General features: G+C 69.4%; 21 protein-coding genes and 1 tRNA gene. 14 read left to right on the top strand and 8 right to left on the bottom strand.

The genetic code is table 11. The annotated features are described in order from the left end of the window. The first annotated feature begins 108 nt into the window (after positions 1 to 108). Both crtI and fni read left to right on the top strand, forming a co-directional pair. Positions 109 to 1,746 (top strand): phytoene desaturase family protein, encoded by a 1,638-nt coding sequence (crtI, locus tag MEICH_RS0102660; RefSeq protein WP_275052614.1) that lies wholly within the window; start codon positions 109 to 111, stop codon positions 1,744 to 1,746. A gap of 87 nt (positions 1,747 to 1,833) precedes the next feature. After that, on the top strand, positions 1,834 to 2,838 hold the full coding sequence (gene fni / locus MEICH_RS0102655) for a type 2 isopentenyl-diphosphate Delta-isomerase (protein ID WP_027891326.1): 1,005 nt from the start codon (positions 1,834 to 1,836) through the stop codon (positions 2,836 to 2,838). A gap of 63 nt (positions 2,839 to 2,901) precedes the next feature. Here the strand turns inward: fni and MEICH_RS0102650 are convergent. After that, positions 2,902 to 2,978: transfer RNA gene (locus MEICH_RS0102650), tRNA-Met, on the bottom strand. 144 nt (positions 2,979 to 3,122) lie between these two features. Between MEICH_RS0102650 and MEICH_RS0102645 the strand changes: the two genes are divergently transcribed. The 9 genes from MEICH_RS0102645 (at position 3,123) to MEICH_RS26810 (ending at position 11,821) form a co-directional block, all read left to right on the top strand. After that, positions 3,123 to 4,550 carry a tetratricopeptide repeat protein gene (locus tag MEICH_RS0102645; RefSeq protein ID WP_027891325.1) on the top strand — a complete coding sequence of 476 codons (1,428 nt, stop codon included), beginning with the start codon at positions 3,123 to 3,125 and terminating at the stop codon, positions 4,548 to 4,550. A gap of 85 nt (positions 4,551 to 4,635) precedes the next feature. After that, entirely contained in the window at positions 4,636 to 5,478 is an 843-nt protein-coding gene (locus tag MEICH_RS0102640) for an SPOR domain-containing protein (RefSeq protein ID WP_027891324.1), read from the top strand. A gap of 82 nt (positions 5,479 to 5,560) precedes the next feature. Beyond that, positions 5,561 to 6,202, top strand: coding sequence for a redox-sensing transcriptional repressor Rex (locus MEICH_RS0102635; RefSeq protein WP_027891323.1), 642 nt, complete (start codon positions 5,561 to 5,563; stop codon positions 6,200 to 6,202). 32 nt (positions 6,203 to 6,234) lie between these two features. Continuing rightward, on the top strand, positions 6,235 to 6,693 hold the full coding sequence (locus tag MEICH_RS0102630; protein WP_169730629.1) for a hypothetical protein: 459 nt from the start codon (positions 6,235 to 6,237) through the stop codon (positions 6,691 to 6,693). 55 nt (positions 6,694 to 6,748) lie between these two features. Next, positions 6,749 to 7,708, top strand: a complete 960-nt coding sequence (locus tag MEICH_RS0102625; RefSeq protein ID WP_027891321.1) for a polyprenyl synthetase family protein — start codon at positions 6,749 to 6,751, stop codon at positions 7,706 to 7,708. 298 nt (positions 7,709 to 8,006) lie between these two features. Then, positions 8,007 to 9,284: a Glu/Leu/Phe/Val family dehydrogenase gene (locus tag MEICH_RS0102620; protein ID WP_027891320.1), complete on the top strand. Its 1,278-nt coding sequence runs from the start codon at positions 8,007 to 8,009 to the stop codon at positions 9,282 to 9,284. 77 nt (positions 9,285 to 9,361) lie between these two features. Beyond that, on the top strand, positions 9,362 to 9,952 hold the full coding sequence (locus tag MEICH_RS0102615; RefSeq protein WP_027891319.1) for a GNAT family N-acetyltransferase: 591 nt from the start codon (positions 9,362 to 9,364) through the stop codon (positions 9,950 to 9,952). 253 nt (positions 9,953 to 10,205) lie between these two features. After that, positions 10,206 to 11,117, top strand: coding sequence for a 2-hydroxyacid dehydrogenase (locus MEICH_RS0102610; RefSeq protein WP_027891318.1), 912 nt, complete (start codon positions 10,206 to 10,208; stop codon positions 11,115 to 11,117). Further along, positions 11,117 to 11,821: a class I SAM-dependent methyltransferase gene (locus tag MEICH_RS26810; protein ID WP_084542149.1), complete on the top strand. Its 705-nt coding sequence runs from the start codon at positions 11,117 to 11,119 to the stop codon at positions 11,819 to 11,821. The genes MEICH_RS0102610 and MEICH_RS26810 overlap by 1 nt, the downstream gene beginning before the upstream one ends. Here the strand turns inward: MEICH_RS26810 and uvrC are convergent. Together uvrC and MEICH_RS0102595 are read right to left on the bottom strand one after the other, a co-directional pair. Further along, positions 11,818 to 13,617 carry an excinuclease ABC subunit UvrC gene (gene uvrC / locus MEICH_RS0102600; RefSeq protein WP_027891316.1) on the bottom strand — a complete coding sequence of 600 codons (1,800 nt, stop codon included), beginning with the start codon at positions 13,615 to 13,617 and terminating at the stop codon, positions 11,818 to 11,820. The two genes, MEICH_RS26810 and uvrC, sit on opposite strands and share 4 nt — an antisense overlap. Positions 13,618 to 14,010: 393 nt before the next feature. Then, positions 14,011 to 15,243 (bottom strand): MFS transporter, encoded by a 1,233-nt coding sequence (locus MEICH_RS0102595; RefSeq protein WP_027891315.1) that lies wholly within the window; start codon positions 15,241 to 15,243, stop codon positions 14,011 to 14,013. 32 nt (positions 15,244 to 15,275) lie between these two features. Here MEICH_RS0102595 and MEICH_RS26805 point away from each other — a divergent pair, with 32 nt between their 5' ends. The 3 genes from MEICH_RS26805 to MEICH_RS0102580 all read left to right on the top strand — a co-directional run bounded on the left by MEICH_RS26805 (position 15,276) and on the right by MEICH_RS0102580 (position 18,133). Further along, a complete protein-coding gene (locus tag MEICH_RS26805; RefSeq protein WP_027891314.1) occupies positions 15,276 to 15,932 on the top strand; it encodes a hypothetical protein in 657 nt (218 codons plus the stop codon). Positions 15,933 to 15,963: 31 nt separating this feature from the next. Continuing rightward, entirely contained in the window at positions 15,964 to 16,368 is a 405-nt protein-coding gene (locus tag MEICH_RS0102585; protein ID WP_027891313.1) for an NADH-quinone oxidoreductase subunit 15, read from the top strand. Between the two features lie 160 nt (positions 16,369 to 16,528). Further along, positions 16,529 to 18,133 carry an aspartate:alanine exchanger family transporter gene (locus tag MEICH_RS0102580; RefSeq protein ID WP_027891312.1) on the top strand — a complete coding sequence of 535 codons (1,605 nt, stop codon included), beginning with the start codon at positions 16,529 to 16,531 and terminating at the stop codon, positions 18,131 to 18,133. Positions 18,134 to 18,197: 64 nt separating this feature from the next. Here the strand turns inward: MEICH_RS0102580 and MEICH_RS0102575 are convergent, their stop codons facing one another. From MEICH_RS0102575 to MEICH_RS23275, 5 genes are all read right to left on the bottom strand, one after another. After that, positions 18,198 to 19,016, bottom strand: a complete 819-nt coding sequence (locus MEICH_RS0102575; protein WP_027891311.1) for a cyclase family protein — start codon at positions 19,014 to 19,016, stop codon at positions 18,198 to 18,200. A 287-nt stretch (positions 19,017 to 19,303) separates the two neighbouring features. After that, positions 19,304 to 19,729: a disulfide bond formation protein B gene (locus MEICH_RS0102570; RefSeq protein ID WP_027891310.1), complete on the bottom strand. Its 426-nt coding sequence runs from the start codon at positions 19,727 to 19,729 to the stop codon at positions 19,304 to 19,306. Between the two features lie 38 nt (positions 19,730 to 19,767). Continuing rightward, a complete protein-coding gene (locus MEICH_RS0102565; RefSeq protein WP_027891309.1) occupies positions 19,768 to 20,406 on the bottom strand; it encodes a hypothetical protein in 639 nt (212 codons plus the stop codon). Between the two features lie 43 nt (positions 20,407 to 20,449). Then, the gene (gene ftsY, locus MEICH_RS0102560; RefSeq protein WP_027891308.1) at positions 20,450 to 21,364 is read right to left on the bottom strand and encodes a signal recognition particle-docking protein FtsY; all 915 of its coding nucleotides are present in this window, start codon (positions 21,362 to 21,364) and stop codon (positions 20,450 to 20,452) included. 119 nt (positions 21,365 to 21,483) lie between these two features. Continuing rightward, entirely contained in the window at positions 21,484 to 22,917 is a 1,434-nt protein-coding gene (locus tag MEICH_RS23275) for a carbohydrate-binding module family 20 domain-containing protein (protein WP_051303856.1), read from the bottom strand. Positions 22,918 to 23,086 lie beyond the last annotated feature (169 nt).

Below are 23,086 nucleotides of genomic sequence, written 5' to 3'. Positions count from 1 at the left end.
GGTCGGGCGGCGAGACTGTATCCCCGCGGCTAAATGTCCTCGCGGGCCCGGGGGTATCCTCGGGCCCATGAACGCGCCCCACACGCCCCCTCGCCGCGGGAGGTGCCCGTGAAGAAGGCCGTCGTCATCGGCAGCGGCATCGGCGGGCTGGCGATGGGCATCCGCCTGTGCAGCCTGGGTTTCGACACCACCGTGCTCGAGAAGCTCGACGCCCCCGGCGGGCGGGCCTACGTGCGCCGGGCCCAGGGCTTCACCTTCGACATGGGCCCCACCGTCATCACCGTGCCCCACTTCATCGAGGAGCTGTTCAGCCTGGGCCGGGGCGACCCCCGGTTGGGCCAGCCCGACTTCCCCCCCGCGGTGCTGGGCGAGGACAAGCGGGTGCGGGAGGGCGTCTCGGGCGGCCCCAACACCTCGCGCTACGTCACCCTCGTCCCCATCCTGCCCTTCTACCGCATCTACTTCGACGACGGCACCTTCTTCGACTACGACGGCGACCCCATCCGCACCCGCGAGCAGATCCGGGCACTCGCCCCCGAAGACCTCGAGGGCTACGAGCACTTCCACCGCGACGCGAGGGCCATCTTCGAGCGGGGCTTCCTCGAGCTCGGCTACACCCACTTCGGCGACGTGGGCACCATGCTGCGGGTGGTCCCCGACCTGCTGCGCCTGGACGCGGTGCGCACGCTGTTCTCCTTCGCGAGGAAGTACTTCAAGAACCCCAAGATGCAGCAGGTCTTCAGCTTCGAGACGCTGCTGGTGGGCGGCAACCCCCTGGGCGTGCCCGCCATCTACGCCATGATCCACTTCGTGGAGAAGACCTGGGGCATCCACTTCGCCATGGGCGGCACCGGGGCGCTGGTGCGGGGCTTCGTGCGGAAGCTCGAGGAGCTCGGCGGGCATATCCGCTACGGCGCCGAGGTGAGCCGGATCAACGTGACCCGCCAGGGCGGCCGGAAGGTCGCCACCGGCGTCACGCTGGCCTCGGGCGAGGTGCTGCAAGCCGACGTGGTGGTCTCCAACGCCGACTACGCCCACACCTACCTCAAGCTTGTCGAGCCGCAGTACCGCTTGTGGAACGCCGACCCGGTGGTGCGGGCCCGCAGGCAGAGCATGTCGCTGGTGGTGATCTACTTCGGCTTCGAGGCCGACGGCAGCGAGGGCGAGAAGCTGCGCCACCACAACATCATCCTGGGGCCGCGCTACGAGGAGCTGCTGAGGGACATCTTCGGGCGCAAGGTGCTGGCCAAGGACTTCTCGCAGTACCTCCACGTCCCCACCCTCACCGACCCCTCGCTGGCCCCGCCCGGCCACCACGCCGCCTACACCCTGGTCCCCGTGCCCCACAACGGCTCCGGGCTCGACTGGGAGCTGCTGGGCGAGCCTTTCGCAAACAAGGTGCTGGGCTTCCTCGAGCAGCGCGGCTACCTCCCCAACCTCTCCGAGCGCCTGGTCTACAAAAGCTTCGTCACCCCCGACTACTTCGAGCACACCCTGCTCTCGCACCTCGGCAACGCCTTCGGCCCCGAGCCCGTCCTGACGCAGTCGGCCTTCTTCCGCCCCCACAACCGCTCGGAGGACGTCGCCAGGCTCTACCTGGTGGGCGCGGGGGCCCAGCCCGGCGCGGGCACCCCCAGCGTGATGATGTCGGCCAAGATGACCGCCCGCCTCGTCGCCCAGGACTTCGGCCTGCCCTTAGAGGGCACCGACGTGCTCTCGACCCAGGTCGTGGAGCCCGTAGCATGAGGCAGAAGGGTGAAGGGGTGAAAAGGTGAAAAGGTAAAAAGCGGAGAACACCTCTCACCTTTTGCCCTTTTAGCCTCCCGTGACCCTATGGACATCACCGCCCGCAAGCGCAAGCACCTCGAGGTCTGCCTCGAGGGGCCCGTGAACTACGCCCGCCTGACCACGGGGCTCGAGCGCTACCGCCTGGCCTACCGGGCACTGCCCGAGCTGCGCCTGGAGGACGTGGACCTCTCGACCCGCTTCCTGGGCAAGCGGCTGGCCGCGCCCTTCCTGATCGGGGCCATGACCGGGGGCGAGGAGCACGGGGGGCGCATCAACCGGGCGCTGGCCGAGGCCGCCGAGCGGGTGGGGGTGGGGATGATGCTGGGGAGCCAGCGGGTGATGCTGGAGAAGCCGCAGACCAGGGCCAGCTTCCAGGTGCGCGAGGTGGCCCCCACCGCGCTGCTGATCGGCAACCTGGGGCTGGTGCAGCTCAACCGGGGCTACACCGCCGAGCACCTGCGCCGCGCGGTCGAGGCGGTGGGCGCCGACGCCCTCGCCCTGCACGCCAACCCCCTGCAAGAGGCCGTGCAGCGCGGCGACACCGACTTCGCGGGCCTGAGGGCCAAGCTGGGGCAGGTCCTGGGGGAAGTCCCCTTCCCGGTGCTGCTCAAGGAGGTGGGGCACGGCTTCTCGGGGGAGGTGGCCCGGGGGCTCGCCGGCCTGCCGCTGGCCGCGCTCGACGTGGCCGGGGCCGGGGGGACGAGCTGGGCGCGGGTCGAGGAGCTGGTGCGCTACGGCGAGGTGCGCCACCCCGAGCTCTGCGAGGTCGGGCTGCCCACCGCCCAGGCCCTCATCGAGTGCCGCGCGGCCCTGCCCGGCCTGCCGCTGGTGGCCTCCGGCGGCATCCGCAGCGGCACCGACGCCGCCAAGGCCCTGGCGCTGGGGGCGCAGGCGGTGGCGGTGGCGCGGCCCCTGCTGGAGCCCGCCCTGCGGGGCCCCGACGCGGTGGTGGCCTGGCTCGAGGACTTCCTCTGGGAGCTGCGGGTGGCGCTGTACGCCGTGGGGGCCCGCACCCCGGCCGAGGCCCTGGGGCGCGTCGCGGCAGTCTAAAGCTTTGATTAACCGGGATTCATGAACGAAGAAAACCGGCCCTGGGGCCGGTTTTCGCTGCTTTGGTTGCGGGGACAGGATTTGAACCTGTGACCTTCGGGTTATGAGCCCGACGAGCTACCAGACTGCTCCACCCCGCGTCGCTGAGGGCCTTCCGGCCAAGCTTCGCCAGGGTATCAAAGGGGTGCGCCCGTGTCAACTCGCTGGTTCACCCTGGCCCGAGCCGCCCCCGGCCACATGCTAGAATTCCTGCCAGCATGACCCAAGATTTCGGGAGATACGCTATGAAGGGAACCTGGATGGCCCTCGTGGCCGCTTCGCTGGCCTGGGCCCAGCAGCCGAGCGTGGAGGACACCCTCAAGCGGGGTCTGGCCGCGCTCGAGGCGGGCCGCAACGCCGAGGCCGCCCAACTGTGCGAACAGGTGGTCACCCGCGAGTACACCAGCTACAGCGGCCACTTCTGCCTGGGGCTGGCCCTCTACCGCCAGGGCGACCTCAAGGGCGCCCGCTTCGAGTTCACCCAGCTCACCCTGCTGGCCCCCGACCGCTTCGAGGGCTGGTTCAACCTGGGCGTGACCCTCGACCGCCTGGGGGTTTCCGCCGAGGCCGCCCAGGCCCTCTCCAAGGCCATCGAGGTGGGCGAGAAGGCCGGGGTCGCCCCCGCCGACCTGCGCACCTCCTACCTGGGGCTCGCCAAGGCCCAGCGCGACCAGAAGCAGTACGACGCCGCGGCCGCCACCCTGGTGGGCGCGCTGAAGAAGTTCGAGAACGACCAGGAGATCACCTTCCTGCTCGCCGACAGCCTCTACCGCGCCAACAAGCCCCTCGACGCGCTCCCCCACCTCTACACCCTGCTCAACCAGAACCGCGGCAACGTCAGCGCGGTGGGCCTGGTGGCCGACATCTTCGTGGCCCAGGGCCTGCCCGAGCGGGCCGTGACCGAGCTCGACCGCTCCATCGCCGCCGTTCAGGACGCCAAGGTCAAGGCCCAGCTCGTCTACAAGAAGGCCTCGCTGCTCAGCGGCAAGGCCCAGCAGGACGCCCTCACCGAGGCCACCCGCCTCGACCCCCGGCTCTGGACCGCCCAGTACGACCTGGGCCGCGTGCGCTACCAGAACGGCGACTTCAAGGGCGCCCTCGAGGCCTTCCAGGCCGCCTACGGCCAGATGCCCGACGAGCCCCGCGTGGCGTTGGCGCTGGCGCTGACCCACGACCGCCTGGGCCAGTTCACCGAGGCCGGGCGCCTCGCGGCGCTGGCGGCGAAGTCGGCGAGCGGCGCCGAGAAGGCCGAGGCCCTGTTCGTGCAGGGCAAGGCCGCCTACTTCCAGCAGCGCTACGACAGCGCCGAGGAGGTGCTGCTCCAGGCCGTGCAGCTCAAGGCCGACCGGGGCGCGGCGTGGTTCTACCTGGGCCGCTCGCAGTTCGCGCTCAAGAAGTACGAGGCGGCCATCGGCTCCCTCGAGCGCGCCCAGGCCTTAGAGCCCACCGGCGACACCGCCGCCAACCTGGGCGCTGCCTACCTCGCCGCCAACCGCTACTCCGACGCCGAGCGCCTGCTCAACCAGGCCGTCGCCCTCAACCCCCGCGACGCGGTGGCCTGGTACAACCTGGGCATCGCCCTGCAGGCCCTCTCGCGCAACGCCGAGGCCCGCCGCGCCTTCCAGCAGGCGGTCAACCTCGGCTACGAGCCCGCCCGCCAGTTCCTGCGGTAGGGCACTCGTCCCGAAACGTATCGCCGGGCGGGTTTCCCGCCCGGCGGTTGTTTGCAATGCGCCTGTAGTGCGGTAGTTTAGAGGTATGGGCTGGCTCCGCAACAATTGGCTCGACCTGCTGATCTTCGTGCTGTTCGGCCTAGTGGTGGCGGGTATCGTGTTCTTCCTCACGGGCATCAACCCCTTCCAGCGGCTCCCCGCCCAGTCCCCGCCGCCCCTCCCGCAGCCGCGGGTGGAGCAGACCCGCCCTGCCCCCGTCCAGCCGCAGCCCGCGCCGGCCCCCGAGCCTCAGCCGCAGGCCCAACCCCAGCCGCAGGCGCAGGACCCGGCCACGGGAGATCCGGTGATCAACGCCCTGCCCATCCCCCAGGCGCCTCCGGAGGCGCCTGCCCAGCAGCCCAAACCCCAACCCGCCGACAAACCGGCCCCCGCCGCCCAGACCCCCAGCACCCCCGCCGGGAGCTGGCGGGTGGCGGTGGGCTCGTTCTCCAACGCCCAGAACGCCTCGAGGCTGGCCCAGCAGTTGGAGGCCCAGGGCTACCGGGTGCAGCTCGAGGCCGCCGGGGCCCTCACCCGCGTCACGGTCGGCCCCTACGCCACCGAGGAGCAGGCCCGCGGCGTGGCCCGGGGCTTCGCGGGGGCCCAGGTGTACCGGGGCGCGCGCCCCGCGGCGCAGCCCGCCGCGCCTGCCCAGACCGCCCCTCAGGCCCAACCTTCCGCTGCACCCCGCTACGTGCAGGTGGGCGCTTTCAAGACCCAGGCCTCGGCCGATGCCCTGGTCGAGAAATTGCGGTCCGAGGGCCTGCCGGTGGTGCTGGTCAAGGACGGCAGCCTCCTCAGGGTGCGGGTCGGCCCCCTGGGCGAGGGCCGCGAAGAGGTCGTCGCCCGCCTCAAGGCCATGGGGTTGCCGACCCTGGCCGTTCCCTAGCCCCGGCCTATGATGGGCTCGAGGATTCCTACCCGGCTCGCGGGCCTTGTGCCTGGGGGCACATGAAGATGGAGGTACTGGAATGGCGAAAGTGCCCAGTGCAGCGATTTCTCGTCTGGTGACCTACTTGCGCATCCTGGAAGACCTCGAGGCCCGGGGCGTCAACCGCACCTCGAGCGAGCAGCTCTCCGAAGAAGCCCAGGTCACGGCCTTCCAGGTGCGCAAGGACCTCTCCTACTTCGGCAGTTACGGCACCCGCGGGGTGGGCTACACCGTCCCGGTGCTGCGCCGCGAGCTCCAGCAGATCCTGGGCCTCAACCGCCGCTGGGGCCTGTGCATCGTGGGCATGGGCCGCTTAGGCCAGGCCCTCGCCGACTACCCCGGCTTCGACGAGCACTTCGACCTGCGCGGCTTCTTCGACATCGACCCCACCAAGCACGGCCTGAGCTTCCGCGGGATCGCGGTCGAGTCGCTGGAGAACCTCCCCAGGGCCGTCGCCGAGCGGAGGATTGAGATTGGATTAATAGCCGTGCCGGCGGATTCAGCCCAAAGTGTGGCGAACCGGATGATAGACTCTGGCCTGAGGGGCATCCTTAACTTCGCACCCGTCGTCCTCGAGGTGCCCAAGGAAGTGGCGGTGGAGAACGTGGACTTTTTAGCCGGTCTGAGCCGCCTGAGTTTCTTTATCCTGAACCCGCGCTTGAGGGAGGAGATGATCGGATGAAAAGAATCGTAGCTATGCTCCTCGGAGCCACGATGCTTCTGGTATCGGGCTGTAACAATTATGGGGGGATCAACGTCCTCGTGCCCCGGGTCGTCGTGGGCGCGAGCGACTTCCAGTACGACGGGGTCGCCTTGACCGGGACGCTGTCGTTCTACAGCAAAGCGGGCTCCCCCTCGAGCGTCGTCAGCTACGTCATCGAGTTCAGCAACGGACAGACCGTCGAGCTCACCACCCCCCGGCTGTTCCCCGGCTGCGCGGTCGACGTGACCAACGACTTCGAGCGCGAGAACAAGCTCTGCCGCAAGGTGGACACCAAGAAGGACTACGGCCTGCACAACGCCATCCTGGTGGACGGGCTCGAGACCGACGTGAACATCGCGATCGGCGCGCCGGGGATCACTTCGGCCGTTCTCAGGAGCATCGAGGCCTACGGCGACAACGGCAGCAACTGGGGCGGCGAGCTCAACCTGGTGTTGTTCAAGGCCAACTGAGCCTTACTGCCACAATTTGCATTCGCGTCGAGGCCGGTAGCATATACTGGCCTCGATGAGCGTGAAGCCCTTCACCACCTCCCTCGAACTCCCCCTCGAGGCCTTCGAAGAGCGCCTGCGGGAGGTCATCCGCTCGGACGTGGAGTTCATCCGGCTGATCGAGGAGGACCTGGTGACGGCGGGCGGCAAGCGGGTGCGGCCGCAGTTGGTGTTCCTGGCCAGCGGCGCGCTCGGCGGTGCCCCCCACGCCGTAGACATGGCCCTGGTGGTCGAGCTGCTCCACTCGGCCACGCTCCTGCACGACGACCTGGTGGACGACGCCGAGACCCGGCGGGGCCAGGTGGCCGCGTTCCGCAAGTACGGCAACGCGGTCTCGGTGCTCTCCGGCGACTACCTGCTGGCCCGGCTGATGCACCTGCTCGCCGAGATGGGCCGGATGGAACTGGTGGCGATGGTGGCCCAGACCGCCCGCGAGCTCTCCGAGGGGGAGGTCCTGCAGTTCCAGGTGGCGGCGCTGGCGGATTACTCCCTCGAGGCCTACGAGCGCATCATCACCGGCAAGACCGGCTCGGTGACGCGGCTGTGCTGCGAGGGCCCGGCGGTGCTGGCGGGTGTCCCGGCCGAACAGCGCGAGGCGCTGGCGCACTTCGGGCTACTCTACGGGCAGGCTTTCCAGATGCGCGACGACTACCTCGACCTCATGGGCTCGGTGGAGGTGCTGGGCAAGCCGGTGGGCGGGGACGTGCGCGAGGGCAAGCTGACCCGCGTGACCCTGCGGCTGCTCGAGGAGTTCCCCCAGGAGGCCGGCGAGATCCTGCGGCGCAAGGGGGAGGGGGTGGGCGACCTCGAGCGCCTGCGCACCCTGGCGGTGCAGGCGGGGATCGACCGGGAGGTCGTGGAGGCCATCCAAGCCCGCGTCGAGGCGGCCGTGGAGCACCTGCAGGCCCTGCCCCCCAGCCCCTACCGCGACGCGCTCGAGGCGCTGGCCCGTAAGGAGTTGTCGCGCCTTAGCTGAGTAGAGGGTCGATGGTCGATAGCCGATAGCCCATAGCTGATAGCTAATAGCTAATAGCTAATAGCTAATAGCTAATAGCTAAAAAAGCGTGTGGCCTGTGGGGGAAGCACCCTACCCCGGACCTCCCCGCGGTCGAGGGTCCAGAGCCGAGGCGTCTTGCGTTTGGCGTTTTGCGTACGACGTAGGACGTACGACGTACGACCCGCGCTCGGCGTACCGACCTTCGACGCAGGACATATGTTGCAATGCATAAACAGGCTGTATCCTATACAGGGCAATAAGAGCCAACGGAGCAGCTATGCGAAGTGAACCGCTTTCGTACCTCTCGAGCGAGAACAACGGCCCCTGGGAGATCTACCTCGAACAAGTCGAGCGCGTGACGCCCTATCTGGGCAAGCTGGCCTACTGGGTCGAAGACCTCAAGCGGCCCAAGCGCATCCTAGTGGTGGACATCCCCATACGTATGGACGACGGCTCGGTGGCCCACTTCGAGGGCTACCGGGTGCACCACAACACCTTCCGCGGGCCGGCCAAGGGCGGGGTGCGCTACCACCCCGACGTGACCCTCTCCGAGGTCATGGCCCTGGCGGCCTGGATGACCATCAAGAACGCCGCGGTGGGCGTGCCCTACGGCGGGGGCAAGGGCGGCGTCCGCGTCGATCCGCGCAAGCTCTCGACGGGCGAGATCGAGCGCCTCACCCGGCGCTACACCTCCGAGATTGGCGTGCTGATCGGGCCCCACAAGGATATCCCCGCCCCCGATGTCGGCACCGGCGAGCGCGAGATGGGCTGGATGATGGACACCTACTCCATGAACATCGGCCACACCACCCCGGGCGTGGTGACCGGCAAGCCCATCCAGGTGGGCGGATCGCTGGGCCGCCGTGACGCCACCGGGCGCGGCGTGTTCGTGGCGGCGGCGGTCGCGGCGCAGAAGCTGGGGATGGACCTCGGGGGCGCCCGCGTCGCCATCCAGGGCTTCGGCAACGTGGGCAACGCCGCCGCGCGCATCTTCCACGACCACAAGGCCCGTGTCGTGGCGGTCTCCGACGTGACCGGCGCCGTCTACAACGAGGCCGGGATCGACCCCTACGACCTCACCCAGCACGTGCAGGCCACCGGCGGGGTGCGCGGCTACCCCAAGGCCGAGCCCATCCCGGCGATGGACGTGCTCACCGTGCCCTGCGAGTTCCTGGTCCCGGCGGCGCTGGAGAAGCAGATCACCGAGGCCAACGCCTGGAAGGTGCAGTGCAAGGTGGTCGTGGAGGGCGCCAACGGCCCCACCACCCCCGCCGCCGACGACATCCTGGCCGAGCGCGGCATCCTGGTGGTGCCCGACGTGGTCGCCAACGCGGGCGGCGTGACGGTGAGCTACTTCGAGTGGGTCCAGGACTTCAACAGCTACTTCTGGACCGAGGCCGAGATCAACCAGCGCCTCGAGCAGATCATGCGCAACGCCCTCGAGGCGGTGTGGCAGGTGCACGAGGAGCGCAAGGTCAGCCTGCGCACCGCGACCTACATCGTCGCCGCGACCCGCGTGCTCGAGGCCCGCGCCCTGCTGGGCCTGTACCCCTAAAGCGGCTCGGCGGGTTCGGGGGTCAGGATCGGGGGTTTCCCCGCCCTGACCCCCGTGTCTTGGCGTATCCTGGGGGTGTGCTGATCTCCGACACCTGGCCCCGCTCCGGGCGGGTGACCCTCAAACCCTTCACCGAAGGCCTGACCGAGGAGGAGTGGCGGCGCTTTTACGAGTGCTTCCGCGACCCCGAGATCGCCGAGTGGAACGGCAGCCGCCCCCTCCGCATGCCGATCTGGCTGTTCAAGCGCGTGGTGATGGGCGAGGTGGCCCGGGGCGACCGGCTGGGCTTCGGCATCCTCGACGAGGGGGGAGAGTGGCTGGGCACGGTCGAGCTCTACGACCTCAGCCGCACCGACGCCACCTTGGGCATCCTCATCGGGGCCAAGGACCGCTGGGGCCAGGGCTACGGCACCGACGCGGTGCGCGCGGTGCTGCGCTACGCCTTCGAGCGCATGAACCTCCAGCGCGTGAGGCTCAAGACCTTCAAGCACAACCTGCGCGCCCAGAAGGCCTTCCAGAAGGCCGGCTTCCGCGTGGTCTCGGTGGTCCCCGCCCCCGCCCCCCGCCCCTCGATCTCCCTGGGCCCGCCACGCCCCAAGGCCGAGGAGCGGCGCCTCGAGGACGTACACATGGAGGTCACGCGGGAGGAGTGGCAGAGCCTGGGGTGAGGGAGGGTCGAGGGCTGAACGCTGGAAAATGTCGATGGTCGATGGCCGATAGCCGATAGCTAAAAAAGCGTGTGGCCTGTGGCAGAAAGGCATCCCCCCTGCCCGCGGGGAGGGGGTATCCCCCCTGGCCCCCCTTGTTAAGGGGGGTGAAGAAAAGGCGTTTAGCGTTTGGCGTTTGGCGTCTGGCGTACGACGTACGACCCGCGCTGCGCGTCCGGCCATCAGCTATCGGCTATCGACGTATATTTAGCCCATGTTCGTGCTCGTGCAAGAAGGGGTCGAAGCCCGCTACCTCGAGGGCCTCCCGGCGGAGGTGGTGTTTTTGCCCAAGCAGGGGCCCCTGCCCGCGGAGGCGGCGCAGGCCGAGTTCGCGGTGGCGCCCTACGGGTCGGCCCGGAGGTTTTTCGAGGAGATCCCCAACCTCAAGGCCTTGAAGGTGGTGCAGACGCTCACGGCGGGGGTGGACTGGATCCTGCCCAGGCTGCCGCCGCACCTCACCCTCTGCGACGGGGCGGGGATCCACGACGTGCCGGTGTCGGAGTGGATCGTGGGGGCCATTCTGGGCACCATCAAGCGCTTCCCCGAGTTCCGCGACGCGCAGCGCGAGCAGCGCTGGGCCTACCAGTGGGTGGGGGACCTCGAGGGCTCGACGGTGCTCTTCCTGGGCTACGGCTCCATCGCCCGGGCCGCCGAGAAGCGGCTCGAGGCCTTCGGGGTGCAGTTCATCCGGGTGGCGCGCAGTGCGCGGGAGAACGTCTACGGCTTCTCCGAGCTGCCCGACTGGCTCCCCCAGGCCGACGTCGTGATCAACCTCCTGCCCCTCACCCCCCAGACCGAGCGGCTGTGCGGCGCCGAGTTCTTCGCCCGCATGAAGCCGGGGGCCCTCTTCGTCAACGCGGGGCGGGGCAAGACCGTCGACCAGGAGGCCCTCATCGAGGCGCTCAAGTCCCGGCGGCTGCGCTTCGTCTCCGACGTGACCGACCCCGAGCCGCTGCCCGAGGGGCACCCGCTGTGGTCGCTGCCGGAGGTCTTCTTCACGCCGCACATGGCGGGCTCGACCCACAAGCTCTTCGAGCGCGGCTTCCGCCTGGTGCGCGAGCAGCTCGAGCGCTACCGGCGGGGCGAGCCGCTGCTCAACGTGGTGACGCCGGAGAAGGGCTACTGATGGACCCGGAGCACCATCGGGCGATGCTCGAGCACTTCGGGCGCCTGCCCGCCACCCGCCGCTTCCACGACGCCGGCATCGTGCTCGAGCTGCTGCAAAGCCTCGAGCTGCCCCCCTCGCCCCGCATCCTCGACCTGGGTTGCGGCAACGGCCTGGGCACCTTCGACGTCGCGCGGGCCTTCCCCCACGCGCGGGTGCTGGGCCTCGACCCCTCGCCCGGCCAGGTCGAGGCCGCGCGGGCGAACCTGCGCGACCTTCCCCTGACCAACGTGGAGTTATCCACAGGGTATGTGGATAACCTTGTGGATAACTTCGACCTGGTGGTCTTGCTCCAGGTTATCCAGTTCTTTGAAAACCCCGTCCAGGAGCTGCGAAAGCTGCGCTCGAGGGTGGCGGAGGGCGGCTCTTTGCTGTTGTCCACAGGCGTCCTCCCCGAGGGCTCGCCGGGGAGGGAATTCGCCCGGGGCCTGCTCGAGCGCTTCATCCCCCACACCCGCCACTGGTTCAGCGAGGCCGAGCTGTGCGGGGTGCTGGGGGCGGCCGGGTTCCGCGTCGAGCGGGTGCGCCCCGACCCCTGGCGGCTGCGCGAGGTCAACGCCGAGCGCCAGGCCGTCCTGGCCGAGGAACTGCGGCGCTGGGGCTTCGGCCTCGAGACCGTGGAGCCCTGGATGAAGGCCGTGTACCTGCTGGCCCAGGCCGTTTAAACAGGGGGGCTGCCCACGCCCATCGCGGAGAGGGCCTCGAGCACCGCCTTGGCGCTGCGCTTGTCCATGCCCGGGATTTTGGAGAGCTCCTCGGGGGTCATGGCGCGCAGCTCCTCGAGGGTGGAGAAGTGGTGCAGCAGGGCCATCTTGCGGCTGGGGCCGATGCCGGGGATGTCGTCGAAGACGCTCTTGAGGGCCTTGTCGGTGCGGAGCTTGCGGTTGAACTGCAGGCCGTTGTTGTGGGTCTCGTCGCGCTGGTAGATGAGCAGTTGCAGCGCGGGGTGGGTGAGGGGGAGCTCGATGGTCTTGCCGTCGGGGAGCACCAGGGTTTCCTCGCGCTTGGCGAGGCCCACCAGGGGGATGTCGAGCCCGGCCCTCTCGAGCGCCTTCTTCGCCGCCCGCACCTGCCCTAAGCCGCCGTCGATGAGGAGCAGGTCGGGCAGGGGCATGCTCTCGGCCAGCGAGCCGGTGAAGCGGCGGTAGACGGTCTGCTCCATCGAGTAGAAGTCGTCGGCGGCGCCCTTGAGGCCCTTGATCTTCATGCGGCGGTACTCCGGCTTCTTGGGCCGGCCCCCCTCGAACACCGTGATCGAGCCCACCACCGCCTCGCCCATCAGGTTGGAGATGTCGTAGCCCTCGACGCGGTAGGGGCGGCGCGAGAGGCCCAGCACCTCGGCCAGGGCCTTGAGGCCGGGGTGGTCGCCCTTGCGCTCCATGAGCTTGAGTTCGGACTCGAGCGCGGTCTGGGCGTTGCGCTGGGCGAGCTCGACGAGGCGGGTCTTGTCGCCGCGCTGGGGCACGCGCACCTCGACCCGGCGGCCCTTGGAGCTCAGGAACTCCGAGAGCGCGTCCTGGTCGTCCACGGCGAAGGGCAGCAGCACCAGGGGCGGGAGGGGGGTGGCCTCGAGGTAGTAGTCGCGCAGGAAGGCCGAGAGCAGCTCCTCGTTGCTGTCCTCCTTGACCCCCTCCGCGAAGCGGCTGGTGCGGCCGAGGATCTGGCCGCCGCGCATCTGGTAGAGCTGGATCACCACGTAGTCGGCGGCGCGGGCGAAGCCCAGGAAGTCGAGGTCGCCCAATTCCACGTCGTAAGCCTGCTGGGTGGTGCCGAAGAAGGCCTGCACCGCCTTGATCTGGTCGCGGATCTCGGCGGCGCGCTCGAAGTCCTGGTTCATGGCGGCCTGGCGCATCTGGGCCTCGAGGCTGGCGAAGAGCTCGTCCACCTTGCCGTCGAGCAGGTTCTCGACCTGTTTGACCGCGGCGGCGTAGGCTTCGGGGTCGGCCCGGTCCACGCAGGGGGCCAGGCAGCGGCCCATCGAGAAGTTGAGGCAGGGGTAGCGGCGCTTCTTCATGGGGAAGCCGCTGTTCTTGCGCAGGGGGAAGAAGCGGTCCACGAGCCGCTTGATGCGGCGCACCGCGCCGCCGTCGGGAAAGGGGCCCCAGTAGCGGGCGCCGTCGGGCAGGACGCGGCGCACGATCATGAGCATGGGGAAGGGCTCGTTGGTGAGCTTGAGGAAGGGGTAGTGCTTGTCGTCCTTCATCAGGACGTTGTACTTGGGGCGGTGCTGCTTGATGAGGTTGGCCTCCAGCAGCAGTGCCTCCACCTCGTCGCGCACGACGATGAACTCGAGGCGGCTGGCCTCCCGGCTGATCCGCAGCGACTTGCCCTCGGCGTGGAAATAGCTCGTCACGCGGGCTTTGAGGCTTTTGGCCTTGCCCACGTAGATGATGGTTTCCCCCTGCTTCCAGAGGTAGACCCCGGGTTTTTCCGGCAGGGGCGGCAGGTCGGCGAGCTGCATCCAGGCTACTCTAGCGCAGGTACGTTCTCGGCGTAGTGAGCCCAATCCCCTAAGCGAGTTGTTTGCCGTGGTGGGGGTTCTGATGGGGGTGCTTCTCGGTGCTTTGGTTTGGTGTCCCCCGCTCCGCCGTCAGGGGAGCGAGGGGGAGGCCATTCCACATGGCCTCCCCCTGGGCTCCCCCGACACCCCGCCCACCCCCTCCCGCGTGAGCCGCACACCCCGGCCGGGGCGGGGCAGCCCGGGACGAGCGCCCGTCCACGGGGAAGTGGGGCTGTAGTCGGCTTACGGGCCGGGCACAACCCCAGTGGATGATTAACCCCAATGAGGCGTTTGGCTATCAGCTATGGGCTATCGACCATCGACCATCGACTATCGACTATCGACTATCGACCCTCATCGCAAATTCCTCACCCCCGGCACCAACAGCCCGGTCCCCGCCAGCAAAACGACTGCCCCGCCGCAGATCAGGAGGCTAGGGGTCACCCCCAGGTGGGTGGCGAGCCAGCCGACGGCCAGGAAGCCTAGGGGGAGCAGGGCGAAGGAGCCGAGCATGTCTACGCTGTGGACGCGGCCGAGGGCCTCGAGCGGCACCAGTTCTTGCACGGTGCTTTCCCAGATCACCCCGAAGACCACGAGGCTGCCGCCCATGAGCATCGCCAGGGCCACGGCGACGGCGGGGTGGGGGGCGAGGGCGAGGCCCAGCAGGGCCAGGCCGCTGGCGGCGACCCCGGCGTAGGCGGCCAGGCCCCGGCGGGCGACCCTGCCCAGCCGTCCCAGCAGCAGGGCGCTGAGCAGCGAGCCGGCGGCGACGCCCGAGAAGAGCCAGCCCAGCACCTGGGGGTCGCCCAGGCGTTCCTTGGCCAGCAGCGGGAACAGCACCGAGGTGGCCCCGGCGAAGAACACGTTGACGAAGGCGAAGATCAGGATGGTGGCCCACAGCCACTGCGAGCGGGCGATCAGGCGGAAGCCCTCGCCGAGGTCCTGCCAGTAGCGGGGCTTGCCCAGCGTGGGGGTGGCGGGGCGGGGCCGGACCCGCATCAGCAGCAGGCAGGCCACCCCTACCCCAAAGGTCAGGGCGTCGAAGCCCAGAGCCAGCGCCAGGCCGCCGAAGCCGACCAGGATGCCGCCCAGCGCGGGGCCGACGATGCCGGCGAACTCGCCCGCGAAGGAGCGCAGGGCGTTGGCGGGCACCAGCAGGGGCTTGGGGACGGTCTCGGGCACGATGCTGGCGGTGGCGGGCATGAAGAAGGCGCTGCACAGGCCGAAGAGGAGGTACATGGCGTAGAGGTGGGCCAGGGTCAGGCCGCCGCCGAGCAGCAGGGCCACCATGCCCGCCACCAGCGCCCCGCGGATCAGGTCGGTGACCACCAGGACGTTGCGGCGGGGGATGCGGTCGACGAGCACCCCGCCCAACAGCAGCAACAGCACCTGGCCCGCGCTGTAGAGGGCGGAGAGTTGCCCCAGTTGGGTGGCCGAGCCGCCGAGCTCGAGCACCAGAAACGGCAGGGCCACCGCCGCCACGCGGTCGCCCAGCAGGGAGACGGTCTGGCCCAGCCAGAACAGCCGGAAGGGGCGCTCGCGCAGGGGCTCGAGCAGTGGGTCACCGAAGACGCGGCGCAGGATCATCTTGGCTTCATGCTGGGGGTATGCTGCTTGATATGGAAGCCGCTGAATCAAGCAGCGTCTACGTGGTGCGGGACCCCGAGGCCGCCCGGGTGCTCACCGACGCGGCCCAACTGCGCTACTTCGCGCCCTTCCTGGCCCAAGACCGCACCATCGCCCAGGTGGCCGAGGAGACCGGCAGCAAGCTCAACACCGCCTACGTGCGCACGCGGCGCTACCTCGAGCTCGGCCTCCTGCGGGTGGTGCGCGAGGAGAAGCGGGCCGGACGGGCCGTCAAGGTCTACCGCTCGGTGGCCGACGTGCTCTACGTGCCGCTGGCGGGGCCGGTGGACCTCGAGAATTACCTGCGTTGGAACGGCTTCTGGGAGCGGGAGATCGTCAAGGGGCTGCTCTACGCGCACGGGGAGGGCTCGAGGCGCTGGGGAAGCCGGGTCTACCGCGACGCCGAGGGCGTGCTCACCGAGAGCCTGGCGCTGGGGCCGCGGGAGGATTACGACCCTACTGCCCCGGGCGAGCCGGCCATGTTCAACCGCTTCCACGACTCGATGTACCTCGACTACCCCGACGCCAAGGCCTTCCAGCGCGAGCTCGACGCCCTGATGCGCAAGTACGGCAGCCGGGGCGGGGCCCAGCGCTACATCGTGCGGTTCAACCTGGTGCCCGTGCCCGAGGACGCGGAGGTGATCCCCTGAGGCGGGCCCGCGACTTGGTAAACTGGTCACTATGAGCGCCCCTCACGACCATCACCACGACGAGATGCTATACAAGTCCTGGCTCGAAGTCCTCGAGTGGATGCGGGAATACGCCGCCCAGAAAGGCGTGCTCTTCACCAAGGAGTCCGACTTCCCCGACTTCATCTACCGCATGGAGCGCCCCTACGAGGTGCCCACCACCGTCATGGCCGTCTCCCTCTCCGACGCGCGGGGCGAGCCCTTCTTCTTCGCCTCGGTCTCGCCGCGCCACGCCGAGCTCAAGCACATCCAGTTCCGCGTGCCCGGCGGGCACATCCACTACCACGCCCACTGGGAGGAGGGGAAGGGGCTGGCGCTGGAGGGCAAGATCCCCCTCACCAAGGAAAAGCTCTCCGCCATGGCCGACCGGGCGATGGCCGCGCTCGCCAAGGCCTGAGCGCCCCCCGCGCCGATGGACCGGGCCACGGCGGGCCCGGTCTTTGCCTTGGGACAGATAACCCCCGAGTCTCGGGCGACAATAAAGCCAGGAAGCGGGGAGGCTCGAGCGCGTGGCTGCGGGCCGGCCCCAACGCTGAAAACCCCTCAGGATGGGAACGATGCTCGAACTTTTGCACGAAAACGCCTTGTTGTTGCTCTTTCTGGTCGCGGGCATCGGGTATCTGGTGGGACAGGTCCGCATCGGCAGCTTCAGCCTGGGGGTGGCGGCGGTGCTCTTCGTGGGGCTGGGCTTCGGGGCGCTCTCGCCCGAGCTCAAGCTGCCGGAGTTCGTCTACCTCTTCGGGCTGGTGCTCTTCGTCTACACCATCGCCCTGGCGAGCGGGCCGGGCTTTTTCGCCGCGCTGGGCAAGCGGGGCTGGCGCTACAACGCGCTGGTGCTGGGGGTGCTGGGCTTCGCCGCGCTGCTGGTCTTTATGGCCGGGGGGCTGGCGGGGCTGAGCGCCCCGTTGCGGGCCGGGCTCTTCGCGGGTTCGCTCACCAACACGCCCGCGCTGGCGGCGGCGCTGGAAGCCCTCAAGGGCCGGGGCGCCGACGAGGCCGCGCAGGCCCTGCCCGTGGCGGCCTACGCCGTGGCCTACCCGGTGGGCGTGATCGGGATGCTGCTGGCGTTCTACCTGGCCTGGAGCCTGTGGGGGCGCAAGGGGGCGGCCGAGGAGCCCGAGTCCCCCTCGCTGGTCAACCGCACGCTCGAGGTCACCCAGCCCAAGGTGGTGGGCTGGACGGTGGAGCAACTGACCCGCGCCCACCAGTGGAACGTGGTCTTCGGCCGCATGCAGCGGGCGGGGGCCCAGCAGCTCGTCACTGCCCAGACCGAGCTGGCGCTGGGCGACCGGGTGGCGGTGGTCGGGGTGCCGCAGGAGGTGGAGCGGGTGGCGGCGGTGCTGGGCCGGGCGGTGCCCGAGCAACTGGAGGAGAGCCGCCACGACCTCGACTTCCGCCGGGTCTTCGTCAGCAGCAAGGACGTGGCCGGGCGCACCCTGGCCGAGCTCAACCTGCCCGAGCGCTTCGGGGTGGTCGTGACGCGGGTGCGGCGCGGCGAGGTGGAGTTCTTGCCCACCCGCCAGACCGTGCTCGAGCTCGGCGACCGGGTGCGGGTGGTGGGGCCCAAGGAGAGCATCCGCCGGGCCAGCCGTTTCCTGGGCGACTCCTACCGCGCCCTGGCCGAGGTGGACGTGGTGAGCTTCAGCCTGGGCATCGCGCTGGGCCTTTTGCTGGGCAGCCTGCCCATCCCGCTGCCGGGCGGGGGCACCTTCAAGCTGGGCTTCGCCGGGGGGCCGCTGGTGACGGGCCTGGTGCTGGGGGCGCTGGGCCGCACCGGGCCGGTGCTGTGGCAGATCCCCTTCAGCGCCAACCTCACCCTGCGCCAACTGGGCCTGATCCTGTTCCTGGCCGGGATCGGCACCCGCTCGGGCTACGCCTTCGGCCAGACCCTGCTGGGCGGCGAGGGCCTGCGGCTGTTCCTGGTGGGCACGCTGATCACGCTCAGCGCCGCGCTGCTGACGCTGTGGATCGGCCACCGCTTGAAGGTGCCCTTGCCGGTGCTGGGCGGGGTGCTGGCCGGGCTCCAGACCCAGCCGGCGGTGCTGGCCTTCGCGCTCGAGAAGACCGGCAGCGAGCAGCCCAACCTGGGCTACGCCACCGTGTACCCGCTGGCGATGCTGCTGAAGATCCTGCTGGTGCAACTGCTGCTGCTGGGCGGGTGAGGGCGTTTCCTCCGGAAGCCGCTCGAAGCCGTAGGGACGGCCCTGCCCTTGCCAACGCCCGAACCTACCAGAGCGCGAGCACCCGGGCCGGCCCGCCCGAGGCGTTCTTGTGCTTGGGACCGCCCACCACCACCATCGCCCCGCTGGGCGGCACGCCGGCGAGGCCGGCGAGGTTCTCGAGGCCGTACTTTCCCGCCCCCAGCACCGTGACGTGGGTCTTGAAGTCCTTGGAGGCGCCGAAGTCGAGCGAGAGCGTGTCCACCCCGATGCCCACGATGTCCCGCTCCTTCACCAGCAGCTCGGCCGCCGCCGGGTTGAAGCCGGGGTAGTGCTGCACGTTGGCGCTGTCGAGGTTGACGAAGGCCTTGGGGTCGCCCACCCTGGCGTCCCAGCCCGAGTACATCGCCACGAAGGCCCCCGCGGGGATGCGCCCGTTGGCCCGCTCCCAGGCCAGGATGTCGTCGGGGGTCACCTCGGCGTCGGGGTTGGCGTCGGCTTTGGCCTTGATGTTGAGCACCACCAGCGGCGCGATCAGGCGGCTGGCGGGCAACGTCTCGGCGGTGGGGGCCCCCTCCACGAAGTGGGCCGGGGCGTCCATGTGGGTGCCGGTGTGCTCATCGAGGGTGAGGGTGTTCTTGTAGAAGCCGTTGTTCTTCACGGTGACCAGCAGGTCCATCTTCATCTGCGCCGCGCCGGGGAAAACGGGGAAGTCGGGCGAGACCACGTGGGTCAGGTCGGCCACGTTGCTGAAGGCCTTGCCCTGCACCTGCGCCTGGGCCTTGCCCACGGCGGTCGCCACCGCCGCGGCCCCCAAAGCCATCCTGAACAGCTCCCTGCGCGAGAGCGCCTGCTCCACCAGCCCCATCACGTGCGGTGCACACATAAATGACCTCCGTACGAATGGCTGAGCCGGAGTCATCTCGACGAACGCGCGAAAACGCAGGGTGAGCCGAGTCTACGCCGGTCGCTCGAGCCCGCGCAAGGGCTCGAGCGCGGGGTGTTGAATGGCGCGGGTCGTACGTCGTACGTCCTGCGTCGTACGCCAAACGCCAAACGCCAAACGCCAGACGCCCTGGCCCTAGGCCTTTGACGGCGGCGAGGAGCAGTGCCTTTCCGCCACAGGCCACACGCATTTTTAGCTATCGGCTATCGGCTATCGACCATCGACCATCATCCCTGCTTCGGCCGGATCATGAACATCGCCACGCTGATGAGCACGAAGGCGATGAGGGCTTGCAACGGGATGGGGAAGCTGGGGATGTACTCGACCGAGCAGGGCACGATGCTGCTGCACACTGCCGAGGTGTCGAGCAGGCCGCGCTGCTCGAGCAGGTGGATCACGCTGATGCTGCCGCCCACCAGGCTCAGCGGCAGCACGTAGTACTTCACCTTCAGGTCGCCGCGCCACAGCGCGGTGCCCAGGATGAACACCAGCGGGTACATGGCGATGCGCTGATACCAGCACAGCGTGCAGGGCACGAACTTGCGCACCTCGGAGTAGTAGAGGCTGCCCAGCATCGCCACGATGGCGACCAGCCAGGCCAGGGCCAGCAGGAGATAGCCCCAGTCCAGCGGGCTTTTGCTCTTCGCGTCCATATCAAAGCCATTGTAGGGGGTGCTGTAGGGGCATTTGCCTAAGCAGGCCCGAGGCGCACGAAACGCCGCAACACCTCGCCCGGGAACTCCGCCTCGCTCCCGGCCATCCGCAGGAAGGGCATGGGGGCGATGCGCCCGAGCAGGCCCGTACCGGCCCCGTTGCCCTGCCGGGCGGGCACCACCCCGGCCAGCAGGCCCACGCCCCGGCAGGTCACGACCGCCCCCACCGCGTCGCCGTAGAGGTAGGCGAAGAAAGCGCTCGAGCCCTCCCTCCGCAGCAACTTGCCCAGCGCCTGCGCGAAGGGGAAGCGCCACTCGGGGGCGCCGTAGGCCTCGGTGAGGACGCGCGACAGGCTCCAGGCCTCGCTCCAGGGCACCTGCTCGGTCCAGAAGGAGCGCTTGGAGGGCTGGGCCTGGCACAGCTCGAAGGCGGCGGAAGGGGAGAAGCCTGAAGCCGCCAGCTCCGGCAGCGCCGGGTCGTCCTCGGGCAGGGTGAAGGCCAGCGGAAGGCCGGCCTGGGCGAAGCGGGCCTCGAGCCCGCCCAGCGCGCCGGGGTCGAAGCCGAAGGCGGTGTTGGCGAGCAGCAGCGGGAATTGGGGCTGCAGCAGGTAGGGGACGCCGGCCACCTCCCCGGCCTGCGCCGCGAGGGGCTGGAAGAGCTCGAAGAGATCGGTCATGGGAATTTAGGCGAGGCGCCGCCCCGCCCCTGCGCCACGAACCTCAGCCGAGCAGCGCCTCGACGAACTCGCCCGCGTCGAAGGGTTGCAGGTCGTCGGCCTTCTCGCCCACCCCGATGAACTTGATGGGCACGCCCAGCTCGCGCACGATGGGCACCAGCACCCCGCCCTTGGCGGTGCCGTCGAGCTTGGTGACGATGACCCCGGTGAGGCCGGCGGTCTCGTTGAAGCGCTTGGCCTGCTCGAGGCCGTTCTGCCCGGTCACCGCGTCGAGCACCAGCCACACCTCGCCGGGCTCGCCGGGGTCGGCCTTGGCGATGGAGCGCTTGACCTTGGCGAGCTCCTCCATGAGGTTGTGCTTGGTGTGCAGCCGCCCGGCGGTGTCCACCATCAACAGGTCCACGCCGCGCGCCTTGCGGGCCGAGGCCGCGTCGAAGGCCAGGGCCGCGGGGTCGGAGCCTTCCTCGCCCTGGATCACCGGGATGCCCAGCCGCTCGCCCCACAGCCCGAGCTGCGCCCCGCCTGCCGCGCGGAAGGTGTCGCCTGCGCAGAACATCACGCTCTTGCCCTTCGAGCGGTAGTACTGCCCCAGCTTGGCGATGGTGGTGGTCTTGCCCACGCCGTTGACCCCCACCATCAGCACCACCTTACCCTGGGGCTCGACGGTGGCCTTCTTGGCGTCGGGCTTGAAGCCCAGCTTGCGCAGCTTGGCCCGGCGGGCGTCGGGCTCGAGCTGCAGCACCAGCGCCTCCTTCATGGCCTCGCGCAGGTCGCGCTTGCCCGAAGCCCGCACCTCCTCGATCACCTCCTGCGTCGCCTCCACCCCCACGTCGGCGGCGATGAGGGCGTACTCGAGCTCCTCGAGCACCTCCTCGGGGTTGCCGCCCCAGGGGATGGCCTTGGTGATGTTCTCGCGGGTTTTTGTAAGCCCCTCGCGGAGGCGTTGCAGCCAGCTCATAGACTGCTTAAGTCTAAGCTATCGGGGAAGGGGCATTTGGGAGGTAGTGCTCTCCTAACTCGTAACGCGAAGCAGCTCCCCGCCCACCCTTCTCGAGGCGGGCGGGGCAGATACGATGGCTAGTTGCGGAAGCTGCCGCCGCTGTAGGTGGCGCTCGAGCTCGAGGGCACCGTGTAGCTGCGGTCGCTGCCGGTCTCCCAGGTCACGCTGGCGCCGTTTTTCTTGATGAACTTGAAGGTCATGCTCTGGCTGTAGGGCAGGTAGCGCAGGGTCACCGACCAGGTGCAGGTGCTGCCCGAGCAGTTGCTGGGGCTCATCTTGACGGCGCGGCCCGTGTCCCACTGCCCGAGCTCGCCGGTGCTGCCCGCCAGGTAGACGTTCTCGCCCCAGGCGGTGCTCGCGGTCACGGTGAAGGTGACGGCGCTGGCGCCGGTGCTCGAGCGCGGCCGGTAGATGCCCACGCCCCGAGCGGGCAGGTTGGCCTTGAAGGCCCCGTCGGTCAGGGTGATGGGGCTGGGGGCGCCCGCGCCCAGCAGGTCGGTGAGCACCGTGCCGTCGGGGAGGGCGCTGCGGTCGGTGCTGGAGATGGCCGTGTTGCTCTGCACGGGGATGCTCAGCAGGCCCGAGGGGGCCGCGCCGTTGTTGAGGGCGGTGATGACGCGGTTGCTGCTCGAGCCCCGGAAGTAGGCGTAGACGTTGGGGTTGCCGGAGCCGTTCTGCCGCCACATCTCGGCGTAGTAGCCCTGGTAGAGCGCGGCGTTGTTGTAGCGGATCGAGGCCAGCTTCTTGACGTGCTGGTAGGTGAGCTCGGGGTTGGGCAGGAAGCCGCTGCCGCCGGCGGTGCGCCCGGAGGAGGTCCAGGCCCAGGGGGGCATGTCGCGGCGGTTGTCGGGGTCGCTGCCGCCGTACATGCCCAGCTCGTTGCCGTAGTAGATCTGGGGGATGCCGGGCAGGGTGAAGAGGGCGGCCAGCGCCAGGTGGTAGCGGCGGCGGATCTCGTCCTCGGGCACGCCGAAGCCGGGCTCGTTGACGAAGCGGGGCACGTCGTGGTTGTCGAGCAGGTTGGTGAGCATCAGGTGGCGGGAGAGCCCCAGGATGCCCAGGTCGTCCTGAACGCGCTGGGCCACCTGGTCCACCGAGCCGTCCTTGGCGAAGGCGTTGACCAGCGCCCGGCGCAGCGGGAAGTTGAAGGCCGAGTCGAAGCCGGCGTCGAGGTAGGGCTTGAGGTCGTTGGCCGAGCCCTCCCGGAAGACCTCGGCCACGTTGAAGAGCCCGGCGCGCACGCTGCTCACCCCGGGGATCCAGGAGTCGCGCCAGTAGGCGATGGGCACGTGCTTGGCCGTGTCCATGCGGATGCCGTCGAGGGCGAAGCGGCTCACCCAGCCCTTGCTCAGGTTGGTGAGGTAGCCGGCGACGGTGGGGTCCTCCTGCTTGAAGTCGGGGAGGCCCGCCAGCGCACAGGTCTCGTCGTTGGTGCACTCGCCGGGGCTGTGGAACCAGGAGGGCCGCTGGCTCACGACGCGGGCGTTGTAGCCGGCGTGGTTCACCACCATGTCGAGGATGAACTTACCTCGTTTGCTACCTGAAGTCAGACCAACACACCTGAGTGCATGAGGTTGTGGGCAGCGATTTTGAGGTTGACCCTGGCTCGTAAAGACCAGAAGGTCTTGACCTGCCCCACGTGCAGGTGAAGCGAGCGGACCAGGGAACTGAAACTGGTCT

It is taken from the genome of Calidithermus chliarophilus DSM 9957 (genome assembly GCF_000430045.1).
Classification (GTDB): domain Bacteria; phylum Deinococcota; class Deinococci; order Deinococcales; family Thermaceae; genus Calidithermus; species Calidithermus chliarophilus.
Note: the sequence above shows the minus strand (reverse complement) of the source record. Positions and strands in the feature narration are given on the sequence as shown.